Source organism: Alsobacter sp. R-9 (assembly GCF_054612375.1).
Genome location: NZ_JBTSWJ010000024.1, coordinates 22836 through 35384 on the forward strand (window position 1 = coordinate 22836; position 12549 = coordinate 35384).

Here is a 12549-nt window from a genome sequence, read left to right on the forward strand (position 1 = left end):
GGCAGGAGGCGCGTCCAGTGAACAACGGCTTCGACGCCTACAGCCGGACCTACGAGGACGAGGTCCAGGCCTCGATCGCGTTCTCCGGCCTGCGGCACGACTTCTTCCTCACCAGCAAGGTGCGCGTGCTGGCCGACCTCTTCGCCCGGACGTTCGGCACTCGCAAGCCGTCGCTGCTCGACGTGGGCTGCGGCGTCGGCCGGATGCACCCCCTCCTCGCGCCGTTCGTCTCGAACCTCGGCGGGACCGACATCTCCGCCGCGTCCGTCGAACGCGCCCGGCTCGACAACCCGGATGTCGACTATCGGCAAGGTTCGCCCGGCGTACTGCCCTGGCCCGATGCGTCGTTCGACGCGACCCTGGCGGTCTGCGTGTTCCACCACGTCCCCCCCGGGGAACGCCCGGGACTTCTTCGGGAGATGGCCCGGGTGACGTCACAGGGCGGCCTCGTCGTCATGATCGAGCACAATCCCTGGAACCCGCTGACGCGTCTCGCCGTCGCCCGGTGCAGCTTCGACCGGGACGCCGTTCTCCTGTCTCACCGGGATGCCGCCTCGGTCATGCGCGACGTCGGACTGCCGCCGATCGAAGACCGCCATTTCCTGGTGCTGCCGTTCAACGGGCGCGGCGCCGAAACGGTTGAGCGCGCCCTGGCGCGCTGGCCTATCGGCGCCCAGTACATCGTCGCGGCCCGGCGGTGACCGGCCCGGCGGTCGCGAGGCTGGCGCGAGTCGTCGTCGTCGGTGCATCGGCCACGGTGGCCTACGCGGTCATGGCCCATGCGCTGGTCTCGGCCATGAACGTCCCAGCGCCCCTTGCATCGTTCGCCTCCTATGTGACCGCCTCCGTGGGGTCGTACTGGGGCCATAGGCTCTTCAGTTTCCGGTCCCGCGCGCGCCATTCCCACCAGGCGCCACGCTTCGCCGGGCTCGCGGCATTGGGTTACGGACTGTCGATCGCAGTGCCGCTGGCGGCGGAAGCATGGCTCGGCTTCACCCCGGCCCACGCCGTGCTGGCGACGGCTGTCGTGGTGCCGCTCGTCAACCTTGTCGGATTGTTCGGGTTCGTGTTCCGCTCGAAGACCCCGAGCCCCGGTTGATCCGCTTCAGCGCCTGCCGCCCTCAGGAGGAGAGCCGGCTCCGGCTCCCGCGATGTGCCCGACCCACCGTGCCCCGCTACCGGCCACGGCTACTCCGTGTAGTAGTTCTTCCCGTAGCGCTTGCCGTAGGCGTAGTAGCCGTAGCCGCGGCCGTAGTGGCTGGCGCGGCGGATGTTGACGAAGTTGAGCACGATGCCCGCGACCTTCTCGCCGAAGCCGGCCTGGGAGACGCAGCGGGCGACGATGTCCCGGTCTGTCGCGCCCCAGCGGACGACGTAGGCGACCTTGTCGACGACGCGCGACACGACGATGGGGTCGAACACCGGGCCCAGCGGGGGCGTGTCGAGGACGACGAGGTCGTAGCGGGCGCGGAAGCCCTCGACGAGGCTGCGCATGCGCTCGGACCCGAGGAGGTCGCCCGGGTTCTGTGTGCGGGCCCCCGCGGGCAGCGCGTCGAAGCCCGCATCGTCGTGATGGCGGATGGCGACGTCCTCCGAGACGTCTCCGATCAGGAGGTCGACCAGGCCGGGGCTCTTGTCGAGCTTCAGGAAGCGGGACGAGGACGGGTTGCGCAGGTCGGCGTCGATGAAGAGGACGCGGTGCCCCGCCTGCGCCGCCGAGACGGCGAAGGACAGGGCGATGGTCGTCTTTCCTTCGTTCGGCAGCGTTGAGGTGACCTGCACCACCTTCGGGGGGCGGTCCACGTCGGCCATCTGGATGCCGGTGCGCAGGCCGCGCATCGCTTCGCTGAACCGGGACAGGGGTTTCGCGCGGGCCAGAAGCGGCAGGGGCACCTGCGCGCGCTCCACCTTCAGGTCGCGGTCGCCGATGCGGGAGACCGTGGCGAGGACCGGAAGGTGCAAGAGCTGCTCGACCTGGTCCTCCGTGACGAAGCCGGCGCGCAGCCGCTCCCGCGCCACGGCCGCGCCGGCGCCGAACATGAGGCCGATCACGAGGCCGGTGAGCAGGATCCGGTCGCGGTTCGGCGCGCTGGGGCCGCCGGGCGGAGTCGCCGGCGTGATCACGCGGGCCTCGCGCAGCTCGAAGGTGGACTGTTCCTGGGTGATCTTGGCGCGTTGGAGGAAGTCCTCGAAGAGGCTCTTGTTGACGGCCGCCGTGCGCTCGAGTTCGCGCAGCCGGATGGCGGTGACGGTGTCCTCGCCCGCAGCGCCGGTGGCGTTGCGCAGCGCCTTGTCGAGCGCCTCCTCGCGCCCGCGCGCGAGCTCATAATCCGAGCGAACCTGGTCCGTCAGCTTGTTGATCTCGGCGCGAATGCTGCGCTCGATGTCGCGGCGCTCCGAGCGGACGTTGACGACGAGGGGATGGCGATCGTTGAAGCGGGCGACGAGGTCCCCCTCGCGGCGGATGGCGTCGGCCTCCTGCGCGCGAAGCCGGGCGAGCGACTCCGAGCGGAGATCGGGCAGCGACTCGGGGTCGGCTCCCCTCGCCTTCAGGTCCTCCAGCAGGTCGAGCCGGGTCTTCTTCTCCGCGCGCTCGGCACGGGCGGCGACCAGCTTGCCGTTGAGATCCGCGACCTGCTGTTCGTTCAGCGTCACCGCTCCCGAGGCCACGAGTCCATGCTCCTGCCGGAACTCCGCGACGGCCTGCTCGGACGTGCGCAGCTGTTCGCGCAGGTCCGCGAGCCTGTCGCTGAGCCAACCGGAGGCGCGGCGGGCGGCCTCGTAGCGGGCGTCGAGTTTCTCGAGGACGAAGGCGTCGGCGATGGCGTTGGCCAGCCGGGCGGCCTTGTTGGGGTCGGTGGACGTCACCTGTACGGTGAGAACATAGGAATAACCGGTGCGCTGCACCTTCATCGCGCCGCGCAGAGCGCCGATCGACGCCATCACGTCCGGCGGGATCGACACGTCCTTGTCGGACGGCGCCGGCTCGAAGGTGCGGGGCACGTGGAAGCCGAGCGATTGCTGGCCGAAGCGCAGCAATTCGGCCTTGGCCGCCGCCACGAAACCGCGCGCCTCGGTCATCAGCGAGGCGACGGGAGACACCGGAAGGGCCCCGACGGTGTCGACGTCGCCCGGCGTCCCGGCCACCGCGGTCTGCGGATTGCCGAACTCCGGATCCACGGTCAGCCGCTGCTTCTCGACGACCCGGCGCAGCAGGCCGGCCGAGCGGAGGATGGCCATCTGGTTCTCGACCGTGGCCTCGCGCATCGGCTCCTCGGTGAGGATGGCCTCGGTGCCGGGCGCCTTTTCGCGACGCTGGTCGAGCAGAATGTCGGCGCTCGCCGTGTAGACGGGCACCTGGGTCATGAAGTTCACATAGGCGATGGCGAGGCCCATGAGGCCGGCCACCGCCACGAGCAATCCGTTGCGGCGAGCGAACCGCAACGCCGCGGCAATGTCGAAGCGCTGGCCGACATCCTCGACGTCGGTCGTCTCGGGAGCCACGCCAACGAGAGGGATGCGGCCGTGCATCGCGCGATCCAATGGTTAACGGAAGTTCATACCCGCTTTGCGTGCAGGTTGCCACAGGCGGCCCGCCTCCTCGCGCAACGGTGTAGGCCCGGCCGACCGTTCAGTGGTCGGCAGTCCACGCTTCCTGCGGCTCGATGGACTGGGCGAGGCCTGCCCCGAGGATCGCGGCATAAGTGAGGGCGATCGCCTGGATCTGCAGGCTGAAATCGACGACGGAATGAGCCGCGACGAGGGCGGAGCAGGCCGCCGCGACGGCGGGAACGGTGCGGCTGCGCCGGCCCTGTCTCGCCTGTCGGTAGCACAGGCGGATGACGAGACCCCACGCCGCGAAGAAGGCAGACCCCGCCACGATCCCCAACCCCTGATAGATCTCGAGATAGGACGAGTGCGCCTTCTCCCAGATCAACACCGCGTCGAGGGAGGCGTCGCGGAACATCGGGAACACCCGCTCGAACGTGCCGTAGCCATAGCCGAGCCAGGGGCTCGCTGCGATGGACCGCAGGGTGATGAGGTAGACCCGGACGCGGCTTGGATCGTCGAGACCTTGCTCCGCGACGCGCGTCTGGAACACCTCTCCCGCGATGAGGGCGGCCGCGACGACAGCCCCGAGAACCAGCGCTAGGATGGCCCCGCCCCCGATCGACCGGGTGCGAGGGCGCATCACCACCGCCAGCACCAGAAGCCCGAAGAGGCCGGATGCGATTCCGCCCCGGGACCCGGACAGGAACAGCGCGACGAGCAGCAGCAGGGCCGCGAGAAGCAGGACGGCGCCGCGACCGAGGACGAAATCGATCATGGCGGCCCATTGAAGTCGGGCAACGTGTCCGTGGCCGGCCGACCTGCGCCGGAACTGCCGCACGAGAAGGCCGCAGACGCACAGGAGCGCGATCCCCACATAGGTCGCGAAGTTGTTGCGGCTGATGAAGACCGACGACATGAAGGCACCCCGCAGCGTCGTCGACTGCGGCGGCACGGCGAACCCGTAGGCGGCATAAGCCAGGCCGGCCGCCGCGGCGACGGCGACGATGCCGACGGCGCGTGCCTCATCCCGGGCGAGGTCTGCCGCCAGCCACAGGACGAGGAGCGTGGTCAGAAGGCGGAACGCGGCCAGCGCCGTGAGATCCGGGTCGACGCTGATCGCGCCACGGGAGGCGCCCGGACCGCCCAGCGCATCCGCCGCAGCCGACCAGATGGGGTTGGCGAGCCACGACGGCATCCAGGGCACGATTTGCAGGGCGATGAAGATGAGGACGCCGAGTATCAGGACGGTCGGCGCCAACGCAAACGGCCATGGCCGGCTGCGGCCGTCGATCAGGGCAAGAAGCGCGCTCAGGATGCCGATGGCCCCGAAGACCAGCGCATTGCGCGTCCACGCGTTCAGGGTGTTGCTGCCGTACTCCATCGGCACGACGACGATGGCGAGGCAGAAGGCGATGAACAGGACCGTCCGGCACGCCCCAAGCAACCGCCGCGTGCGGTGGGACATGGGGCCGAGCCTTCGCCGCGCTAGTTCTGCGGGCAGGCCGCGAGCGTCGGCGTCGTCACGGCCGCGGTGTTGCACTGGCGCAGCGCGGCGGGTGTCGTCAGCGGAATGCCCACCGCGGACTGGTTGAAGTTCAGGTTGAGGCCTGCGGGACGGACCGCGTAGGGGTTTGGCAGGTCGAACCGGCGCCCCTCCTGCCGCAGCGGGAAGCTCGGCGGCTGGCCGTTGGTCGAACGGTTGCCGTTGAACGAGCCCGTCGTGTCCGGGTCGGTGTTCTCCACCTTCTCAGAGGTCAGCCCGATCGAGTCGAGCGCGCGGGCGATCATGTCGGGCGTCCACTGCGTGATCGGCCCCGGCGCCTCCCCCTGCCGCAGGATCAGCCCCTGCCCTGCCCTCAATGTCGCCCGGCCGAGCGGCGCGTTCACGTCGACGATGCCCTCGAAGACGTAGACGCCCATTCCGGTCCGGAACGTCGGAACGCCACGCAGGTCAGGCGCCTGCCCGGGACCGCCCGGCCGCACCGTGCGGGGATCGGGTGTCGCCGTGGGCGGCTTGATGGGCGCCACGAGGAAGCGCGTGCCGCGCACGCCCAGCGTCGCGAGCGGCGTCTTGATCTCGACGCGAGACCCTGCGCCGTTCTCCGTCTTGCCGCCGACGAACAGGAAGCCGCCACGCAGCGCGCGCACGAGCATCTTGTTCTCGGACTTGTTGGGATCGAAGACGTAGACGTCGATCGTCAGTGCCGAGGCCGGACCGAGCGTCAGGCGGGTGTCGTCGGAGAGCTTGGTCTGCAGGCGCCCCGCATTGCCGGTGCGCAGGAGGTCCTCGAAAAGCACGTCGGCCTGTGGCTTCAGGTCGCGCGGGTCTGACCCCTTCTGCGCCGCCGTTGCCTCTCCGGCGACGACCTCCACCTCCCCCACGCGCTGGGCGGCGCCGGCGATGGCGGGAACGAGACCGAGCCCCAGGGCCAGAACGGCCAAAGACGATGCGCGCGACATCACGAACCTCCGGCCGCTCGTGGACGGCGTGGTTAACTCTTAGCCGAAAGCCTCGGCGGATCAACTCCGGGCGAGGGATCCGCGCACTGAAACCGCTCACGAAACAGGCTTTCGACCTCGAAAGTGATGCAATCGGGTAACGGATTGCACGAATCTGCGCGCGCTAACGCCGAGCAAAGGTCAATGAAATGGATCAATTATTGCTCGCAATTTCTGGTTGCCATAGCATTCAGCTATGTCTCGAGGGGCCGAGAGATGATCGCACTTCATTTTGATCGGGCGATCCGCCCGCTCCGGTTGATGATCCTTGGTTTCGTAGCAGTGGCTGGACTTCAGCTCACCGCCTGCGCGCCCGACCCGTACCTCACCAACGCGGCCGAAACGCCGTCGAAGGCGGTCCCCGACATCCGCATCACGCCCGGTGACAAGATCCGCGTGACGGTGTTCAACGAGCCGAACCTGTCGGGCGAATTCGATGTCGACGTCACCGGCAACGTCTCGCTCCCGGTGGCCGGCACTCTCAAGATCGCCGGCATGACCCGGCCCCAGGTCGAGGGGATCCTCGCCCGGCGGCTGAAGAGCGAGTACCTGCGCGACCCGAAGGTGACGGTCGACATCTCGAACTACCGCCCGTTCTACATCCTGGGCGAGGTCAAGAGCCCCGGCGCGTATCCCTACAAGGATAAGCTCAACATCATGAGCGCCATCGCCACGGCCGGCGGCGAGACGTACCGGGCCAGCCGCTCGGCGGTCTACATCCAGCGCGGCGGCACCGGCCCATTCTTCGAGTACCAGCTGTCGCCTTCGGTGCCCGTGATGCCGGGCGACGTCGTGCGGCTGCCCGAACGCTACTTCTGACGCCGGGCCATGGGCCGCCGCGTGTCACGGTGCGTCGTGTCGTCGGGCCGGGCGAGCCTCGCCCTCGGGCTGGCCATGGCCGTGGGGTCCGCGCTGGCGCCCGCTCAGGCGCAGGTGCAGGAGAACCCGCCGATCAACTGGAACGGCTGGCAGATCTCCCCCTCCGGCACGATCGGCGCCGTCTATGACGACAACCTCAACCCGAGCGGCGGCAGCCGGATCGGCGGGCTCGGCACCAACCTCGGCGCGAGCCTGCTGGGCAACCGCGTCAGCGGGCTTCATTCCACCACGATCTACGCCACCGGCGCCGCGCAGCTCTTTCCCGATCACTGGGACTTCAACACCTATTCGGTGAACGGCGGCATCGGGCATCGCTACGAGATCATGCCGGATCTCGTGCTCAATGCCGATGCCAACGCCAGCTGGTACACGAACTCGCTGAGCACGCAGCTGACGCCGGGCAGCGTGGGCCAGCAGGACTTCGCGCAGGAAGCCGGCACGCTGCGCCTGCGCAAGGACTTCATCAACGTCTATGTCGAGGGCCGTGTCGGCATCACGGCGCAGCAGATCACGAGCGGTAGCCAGTTCGTCGCAGCCGACTCCGGCGCAAACGGCTATGCGGTCACCGGCGCGGTGCGCATGGGCTACAAGATCGGGCCGGACCTCTCGATCTTCGTCGAACCCTCGGGCAACTGGCAGAGGTTCGATTCCTCGGCCAACAACCAGAACGGCTACCAGATCATCGCCGGCATTGCCGCCGACAAGCTGAGCCTCTTCTCCGGCGAACTCCACGGCGGCATCGCGCGGCAGGACTACTCGGGCATCAACCGCGACGACCCCGTCACGCCCACCTATGGCGGCTCGATCAGCTGGTTCCCGACGCGCGAGCTGACCTTCCGGGTCGGCTACGACGAGAGCTGGGGCCTCGGCGGTCTCAACCAGAATCCCGCCTTCTCGCAGCTCGGCGTGGTGCAGGCGACCTCGAACCCGACCGATCCGCTGAACCCGACGCCCGGTGCGCCCGTACTGCCGGGCAACATCAACGCGATCTCGCTGCCCAACGACTACCTCTCCTATTACAGCGGGCTCGGTCGCACGCGCACGGTGAGCCTCAACGCCAACTATGTGACCACCTCCCGGTGGAGCGCGGCCGGCAACCTCTCGTACCAGAGCCAGGACCTCTCCACCGGCGGCTCGTCAGGCTCGATCTTCACCGCTGGCGCGGTGCTGAGCTACCGGCTGCCGCAGAGCTGGGGCGTGGCGCTGAGCTACACCTACAACCGCGTCGACAACGACCAGCCCGGCACGGTCTCCTACAACCGCAACGTCGTCGCGCTGGGCCTCACCGCCAAGTTCTGATGGAACCGCGACGTTCGCGGATCAGGGCGTGAGGCCGAGGGCGTCGGAATCCTTCCCCTCAAGCCCGATCATCGCCCGCAGGTCGGCATCGGCGGCGCGGCGCAACTCCTGCGGCAGCGCTTCGATCGCCGCCTTGACCTGCGCGAGCGGCACCCGCTCGGCCAGCAGCATGGAGATGTCCCGGCCCGCGGACCGCCGCGCAACCTCCGGAAGATCAGGCCAGTGCGCGATGGCGAGCGGCAGCCGTGCGGCCGCGACCGCCCCTTCCCGCGGCGCGAGGAGCGCGGCCATCGCATAGGCCTCCTCGGCCTCGACCGGCCTCCCCTGCCCCCACCGCACGGCTGCGAGGTTCAGCCAGGCCGCCGGATCCGTCGGCGCGACGCGCAGCAGGCGAACGAGGTCGCGTTCGAGCGGCAGCCCCTGGCCGGCGTCCGCCGTCGTGTCCGTGGAGAGGTCGACGCCCTGCGCCAGCAGCGAGAGGTTCACCCGAAGCCCGGCGGCGGCCGCAGCGATGCCAGGCACGGCCGTCCACGTCGCGAGTTCCGCATGGACCGGGATTGCCTCCAGCGCATCCGCCCTACCGATCACGTCCAGCGCCAGCGCGGCCTGCGTGTCGAAGGACCGATAAAGGGCCGCGGTGCCGAAGAGACCAAGCGACATGACGAACCGGGCGGCCGCGGGCGCGATCCGTCGGACCATTCCGCGTCGCACGAAGGCCTCAGGCCGCCGAGGCGGGAGCGAGGGCCTGCGCCCTGCGCCAGAGTCGCTCCTGGATCGCCGCGAGCCTCGGGTCGAACGCCCGGCCGCGCAGGCCGAGCCAGATCGCTTGCACCGCCTCCCGTCCGCCCTTCACGCCGACGATGGGGGCAAATGGCCGGAGGCGCTCGGGATCGGGATCCCGCTCGCCATCGTCGTTGTCGAACACGGCGTGGCCATGGACGGGACGCAGGGATTCGGCCCATGCGCCCTCGGCGAGAATCACGTCATGCCGCTCAAGTTCGACATGAAAGAACGTGTGCAAGATACTCGAAAGCGGAAGCTCCGTGACGGTCACGCCGTTCACGAGGTCGCCTGCCGGCACGAGCATCCCATCGATGAACAGGGCATGGTCCGGCGTCACGACGAGGTCCCGGCAGGGCACACCCTCGGCGATCGCGCCCGCCGCGATGCGGACGGGCCGCCACGTCAGCGTCGCTCGGCGCTGGAAATGACCGAAGAAGGAGACGACGCTCGGGCCGGCGGAGGACTGGACCCGATCACCGACTCGGATCGCCTCGACCGGCCGCTCCCCCTGGGGCGTCAGGATCGCCGTACCGGCGAGGAAACAGGGGGCGCAGAAGAAGTCCGGCGGTGGGTTGGGCTGGGGGTTCCTGCAGTCATCACCGTTGTTGCCGCGCCGACCGCCATCCTGGGCCACAGCCGCCGTCACCTGCGCAGCAATGGCTCCCGCCACCATCAGGGCGCGACGGCGCGTCTGGGCATGGAAGAGGCGGGACATGCGGCTCTCCGCGAAGCAGGAAGAGACGGCAACCATACACCACCCACAAGCCCGCCGCATCCCTTCGTTAACCATGCGCGTCCCAGCCACGGCGAGCCGTCTGGTGGAGCGGGCATCCTCGGGGCTGCGACCAGAACCAGTGTGCCACCTCGCGCAGGGACAGGCGTCCCTGGACCGCGTAGCCGATGATCGCCAGCACCTCCCTCACCCCGTTGCCGTGCCCGGCCGGCTTGTCACGCTGGTAGTCGACCGGGTAGCCGACCACGTCGAAGCCCGCCTCGCGGAACGTCGCCATGGCGCGCGGGAGGTGGACGGCGGACGACACGACGACCCAGCACTGGCCTGGCCGCGGATCCAGAAGCTCGGCTGAGAAGACCGCGTTCTCGTAAGTGTTGGAGGCCCGGTCTTCGATGATCAACCGCTCCCGACCGACGCCGAGCCTGCCGAACACGGCGGCCGCCTCGGGCTCGCCGGCCCCGGTATGGAGCACCAGCGCCTGCGGGAACCGGGCCGCCAGCGCCGCGGCCCCGGCGACGCGCCCGACCCGCCCGTCCTGGTCGAGTGGACGGCCGGCAGACTGGTCGACGACAGCTCCGAAGACGGAGCCGCCTGGGACGAGAATCCCGACGGGCGGACCGCCAGTCAAAACCGCGCCCCGGTCGTATCGGCTCTCCAGCCACTGCCGGGCCACGAGCTCACGGTCCACCGGCGGCAGCATGAGCGCGACCAGAAGCGCGGCGGGTCCCAACGCAGCCAGCGGCTGAAGCCGTCGCGGCGCCATCGTCGCCACGATCACCGTCAGCAGAAGAGCGAGCAAGAGGAGCACTGGACGCGGCCTACGACTCAGCCACGACGACCACATACCGGGACGCGGACATCGCAGAGTTGAAACGCCTCAGCCGCCCCATCAAGTCGCTTCTTCCCCGCATGCTCCTGCCTTCATGTCGGTTTCTTGAGGCGATCGTCCAGGGATCGCGAAGGGTCTTCAGGGACCCGGTCCCTCCTGCGACGCTCTGCGAGAGCACGGGCCCTGCGCTCCTCCTCCTCTTGGGCGAGGAGATCGGCGAGGGATGGTCCGGACAGGGGTCCGACACCGGGCGGGGGCTGTCCCTGCGCCACACGCCAGTTGTAGGTCCCGCCGGGGCTGGGCGGCAGCGGCACACGCGGGATCGCGGAGGTGAAGCGGCTGTCCATCAGGGGTGGCGGTTGGAGCGGAAGAGCGAAGCCAGGGTATCTCGTCGGCGCGGCGGGGTCGGGCCGAGCGGGCGCGACCGGAACGGAATTGTCGGCGGCAGATGCAGCGGCGGACGCGATCATGCCCGACGCGGGCCTGACGGACGCGGGACCATCGGCTTCCGGGCGCGCGGGCTCCGGGCAACGGGCGCCCGAGGGGTGGGCGTCCGAGGGGTGTGAGCCCGGGGTGCCCTCGGTCGGGACTCCCACCGGGGGTCCGGAAGGGCGTCCCAGCGCGTGGGGCGCGGCGCGGCCTCCCCTGGGCAACACCCCTGTATCAGGTTCGTTTGCACCACTTCCGTCAGCGCAAACCGGGTCGGTGCCAGGTTCGTTCGCCCCAAAATCGTTTGCGCGCGGATCCGCAGTGCCGGGTTCAGCCGTGCCGGGGTTCGGTGCGCAGGGGCTCTCCCCACCCTCCCCTTCATCGCCAGGTTCGTTTGCACGGATTTTTTCGCGGCGGCGCTCCTCCTCAATGCGGCGACGCACCGTCGGTTCGATGTCTTGGAACGCCTCCAGCGCCTGGCGGATAAGCTCTTCCCCCTGGCGGCGCTTTCGCATGATCTCCTGCAGTTCGCCGAAGTTCTGGATGTCGGCCAACGTGAACACCATTGCGCGCCAGGCGGCGTGGCGCGCCACCGCGATGCTGGCGAGCCGGATGAAGCGGCGGGACAGCGTGCCGTGGTCGAGGAGGACGGCCTCCTGCGCGGCGGCGATCAGCGCCCAACCCGCATCCTCGAGGAGGCCGTCCCACACCAGCGCACGGACGGCGAGCCCGGTGCGGTCCTTGGCGGGCGCGAGGTCACGCAGGCTGCGCTCCTGCCGGGCGCGCTCCTGCCTCGCGCTTTCCCGCTGGCGCTGGCGAGACGCCCTGTTGCCCTTGGCGCGCTCCCCGAGAGCCGCGGCGATCGCTGCGACAAGGTCTTCGGGCGTCCTGCGCGGCGCCGCCGGTTCCTGGCGGAGAGGAGCGCTCGTCCGGTGATCGCGACGCCAGGCCTCGATGGCGCGCCGCGCACGGCGGGCGCGGGAGGCGGTGCGCTGCTCATAGCCCGAGAGCGTGGCGAGGTCGGCGGCGGCGGCCATGGCGATCGACGCCGGGTCCGGCCCTTTCACCGGACCCGGCGAGACCGTTTCCGCTACTGGCATCCGAACGAGCAGGAGGCCACGGCGCGGTCCGGCACGGGCGGCTCGTGCGAGCATCCCGACGGCGTCCAGAGCCTCGGCCTCGAGCGCGAGGCCGAGCGCGATGTCGCAGAAGGGCAGCGGCTGGCCACTTGCCCGGGCCTCGTCGTTGAGGCGCGTGGCGAGACCGACGATCTCGCGCCAGGCGTCCTCGAAGACGCCGACTGCGTCGAGGGCGGAGCGGGTGGCCTTGAGCACGAGTGCCCTGAGGGCCTGGATGCGGCGCAACATCCAGTCCGCCTCGACGTAGGCGATGCAGGGCGCCAGCAGCTCCGGCGGAGGAGACAGGGAGGACGTGAACGATTTTCCGCCGGGCATCCCCTCCCCCGTCGGTCCCTGCGCCGGCCACCCCACCTCATCCATCACGGCGCCGGCATAGACCTGCCCGAGCCACGTCGCGCCGCTCCGGA

At 69.8% G+C, this 12549-nt stretch carries 10 protein-coding genes and 1 pseudogene; 4 read left to right on the plus strand and 7 right to left on the minus strand.

Annotation, left to right across the window (positions count from 1 at the left end; genetic code table 11):
* Positions 1 to 17: 17 nt before the first annotated feature.
* Both ACX9GQ_RS24085 and ACX9GQ_RS24090 read left to right on the plus strand, forming a co-directional pair.
* A complete protein-coding gene (locus tag ACX9GQ_RS24085; protein ID WP_459632159.1) occupies positions 18 to 701 on the plus strand; it encodes a class I SAM-dependent methyltransferase in 684 nt (227 codons plus the stop codon).
* Complete coding sequence (locus ACX9GQ_RS24090) at positions 698 to 1099, plus strand: GtrA family protein (RefSeq protein ID WP_459632160.1); 402 nt, start codon at positions 698 to 700, stop codon at positions 1097 to 1099. The genes ACX9GQ_RS24085 and ACX9GQ_RS24090 overlap by 4 nt, the downstream gene beginning before the upstream one ends.
* A gap of 89 nt (positions 1100 to 1188) precedes the next feature.
* On the opposite strand, the gene ACX9GQ_RS24095 is transcribed toward ACX9GQ_RS24090, so the two are convergent.
* The 3 genes from ACX9GQ_RS24095 to ACX9GQ_RS24105 all read right to left on the minus strand — a co-directional run bounded on the left by ACX9GQ_RS24095 (position 1189) and on the right by ACX9GQ_RS24105 (position 5832).
* A complete protein-coding gene (locus ACX9GQ_RS24095; protein ID WP_459632161.1) occupies positions 1189 to 3531 on the minus strand; it encodes a GumC family protein in 2343 nt (780 codons plus the stop codon).
* Between the two features lie 100 nt (positions 3532 to 3631).
* On the minus strand, positions 3632 to 5017 hold the full coding sequence (locus ACX9GQ_RS24100) for an O-antigen ligase family protein (RefSeq protein ID WP_459632162.1): 1386 nt from the start codon (positions 5015 to 5017) through the stop codon (positions 3632 to 3634).
* Positions 5018 to 5037: 20 nt separating this feature from the next.
* Positions 5038 to 5832, minus strand: coding sequence for a FecR family protein (locus ACX9GQ_RS24105; protein ID WP_459632169.1), 795 nt, complete (start codon positions 5830 to 5832; stop codon positions 5038 to 5040).
* 435 nt (positions 5833 to 6267) lie between these two features.
* Here ACX9GQ_RS24105 and ACX9GQ_RS24110 point away from each other — a divergent pair, with 435 nt between their 5' ends.
* Entirely contained in the window at positions 6268 to 6870 is a 603-nt protein-coding gene (locus ACX9GQ_RS24110) for a polysaccharide biosynthesis/export family protein (RefSeq protein WP_459632163.1), read from the plus strand.
* Between the two features lie 9 nt (positions 6871 to 6879).
* A complete protein-coding gene (locus ACX9GQ_RS24115) occupies positions 6880 to 8229 on the plus strand; it encodes an outer membrane beta-barrel protein (RefSeq protein WP_459632164.1) in 1350 nt (449 codons plus the stop codon).
* A gap of 21 nt (positions 8230 to 8250) precedes the next feature.
* Here ACX9GQ_RS24115 and ACX9GQ_RS24120 read toward each other — a convergent pair whose 3' ends face one another.
* The 4 genes and pseudogenes from ACX9GQ_RS24120 to ACX9GQ_RS24135 all read right to left on the minus strand — a co-directional run.
* The gene (locus ACX9GQ_RS24120) at positions 8251 to 8928 is read right to left on the minus strand and encodes a hypothetical protein (RefSeq protein WP_459632165.1); all 678 of its coding nucleotides are present in this window, start codon (positions 8926 to 8928) and stop codon (positions 8251 to 8253) included.
* 19 nt (positions 8929 to 8947) lie between these two features.
* Positions 8948 to 9727, minus strand: a complete 780-nt coding sequence (locus tag ACX9GQ_RS24125) for a Hint domain-containing protein (protein ID WP_459632166.1) — start codon at positions 9725 to 9727, stop codon at positions 8948 to 8950.
* A gap of 67 nt (positions 9728 to 9794) precedes the next feature.
* Positions 9795 to 10553 (minus strand): YdcF family protein, encoded by a 759-nt coding sequence (locus ACX9GQ_RS24130; protein WP_459632167.1) that lies wholly within the window; start codon positions 10551 to 10553, stop codon positions 9795 to 9797.
* A gap of 113 nt (positions 10554 to 10666) precedes the next feature.
* Positions 10667 to 12549: pseudogene (locus tag ACX9GQ_RS24135) on the minus strand (hypothetical protein); the annotation flags it as partial.